This is a genomic window from Pannonibacter sp. I15F10I1 (genome assembly GCF_900185665.1).
Lineage (GTDB): Bacteria > Pseudomonadota > Alphaproteobacteria > Rhizobiales > Stappiaceae > Pannonibacter > Pannonibacter indicus.
This window is the reverse complement of the sequence record NZ_FYAN01000010.1, coordinates 1-2035: the sequence shown is the minus strand read 5'-3', so window position 1 is coordinate 2035 and position 2035 is coordinate 1. Positions and strand designations below refer to the sequence as shown.

Here is a 2035-nt window from a genome sequence, read left to right as displayed (position 1 = left end):
TGACCCGCCCGTTTGTTCCGGGCGGGTCAGGTTTTTGCTTAGCGGAATGGCCAGGGCAGGTCCATTGCGTCCTGCAGCATGCCTGACGGGAAGTTGAGGGAGAGGGCCCATGCGAGGGTGAGGATGACGCCGGCGGCCCCTGCGGTCATCAGGAGGGTTGCCAGCAGTCCTGCCCTTGCCCTGACGATGAGGAAGACGGGGAAGAACAGCAGCAGCGCGCCATAGAAGCCGATGAGGGCGGTGAGGCCGACGAGGCCCGCGATCCAGGCAAGGCCGCCCCACAGGTTGCCGATGCCCGGCTGGCCGACGTGATCGCCCGTCAGTTCCGCATCGAAATGCGAGTGATGCCCGGTCTTGCCCCGCACCAGCTGCGGGATCAGGATGGCCAGCATCACCAGCCCGATGATGGAAACGGACAGGGGGAAGACCTGGGCGAGGAAGTCATGGCGGAGCGCGTCGTTGAGGGCGATCAGCAAGGCCCCTGCCATGGCCACGGCGAAGGTGATCTGGGGCAGATGCGCGCGCAGGGACGGCACGTCGGGCGCATCATCCACGTTGGGCACCACATGGCCGTGCTCGTCGATGCGGTTGCGCAGGCCGAACCAGATGGAGGCCAGCGTCATCAGGGCGATGGCGATGACGCCCGGGCGGAAGACGAAGTCCCAGCCGTTGAACTGCAGCGCCTGATAGAGATAGGTCTCGGCCTGGGGGGCGAGCACATAGCCGATCAGCAGCGCCGGGCGCGGCCAGCCGAAGCGCTTCATCAGCACGCCGAGGACGCCGAGGCACAGCAGCGCCACGAGATCAGCGAGCGAGCGGGTGGCCTGGAAGGCGGCAAAGCAGATCAGCACGATCATGAAGGGCGCAAGGCGCTGGAACGGGATCTGGGTCAGCTTGGCGATGGGAATGGCCAGGGCCAGACAGATGCCCGCGCCCATGACATTGGCGAGCGCCAGCGACCAGATCACCGAATAGGTGATGTTGAGGTCCGCCCCCACCATGGAGGGGCCGGGCTGGATGCCGAGCAGGACCATGCCGCCGAGGAAGACGGCCATGGCGCCGGAGCCGGGAATGCCGAACAGCATGGTGGGCAGCAGGGCGCCGCCCTGCATGGCGTTGTTGGAGCTTTCCGGGGCGATGACGCCGCGGATGTCGCCCTTGCCGAACTGCGGGTCCTTCTTGACGGTCTGGACCGCATGGCCATAGGCGATCCAGTCGACGACCGAGCCGCCAAGGCCAGGAATGGCGCCGATGATGCAGCCGAAGCCGGAGCAGCGGGCGGACAGCCAGATATTGGCCCACCAGTCGCGGATGCCCTGGAACCAGCCCGAGCCAAGGGCATTGCCCGAGGCGATGGCGGAGTTCTTGCGCAGGAGATCGGCGATCTCGGGAATGGCGAAGAAGCCGAGGCCGACGATGACCAGCGGAATGCCGTCATACAGATAGTCGAAGCCGAAGATCATGCGGAACTCGCCGGTGGCCGGCGCCCCGCCGATGGAGCCGATGATCAGGCCGATGCAGCAGGCCGCCAGCCCCTTGGCAAGGCTGCGCCCGGCCAGCACCGCCACCATGGACAGGCCGAAGAGCGCCAGCATGAACAGCTCCGCCGAGCCGAAGGAGAGGATCAGCGGCCGGGCGATGACGACAAAGCCGGTCAGGATGATGGCGCCGAAAATGCCCCCCGCCATGGAGGAGATGAAGGCGGCCGACAGGGCCCGCGCCGCCTGCCCCTGCCGGGCCAGCGGAAAGCCGTCGAGCACGGTGGCCTGGCTGGCGGAGGAGCCGGGAATGCCCATCAGCACCGAGGAGAACGTGTCCGAGGTCGGTATCACGGCGACAAGCCCGATCAGCATCGCCAGCGCGCTGATCTCGTTCATGCCATAGAGAAAGGGGATCAGCAGCGACAGCCCGGCGATGCCGCCAAGACCGGGGATCACCCCGATCACAAGCCCCACGGACACACCGATGAGCATGTAGAACAGGTGCTGGAAAGACAAAAGCGTGCCAAGCGCAGACAGTAACGTGTCAATCACGG

At 66.3% G+C, this 2035-nt stretch carries 1 protein-coding gene; it reads right to left on the bottom strand.

What is annotated here, in order from left to right; genetic code table 11:
• Positions 1–38: 38 nt before the first annotated feature.
• Positions 39–2035: tripartite tricarboxylate transporter permease (locus IF10I1_RS08590; RefSeq protein ID WP_208977115.1), on the bottom strand; the 1997-nt coding region annotated here is incomplete at its 5' end.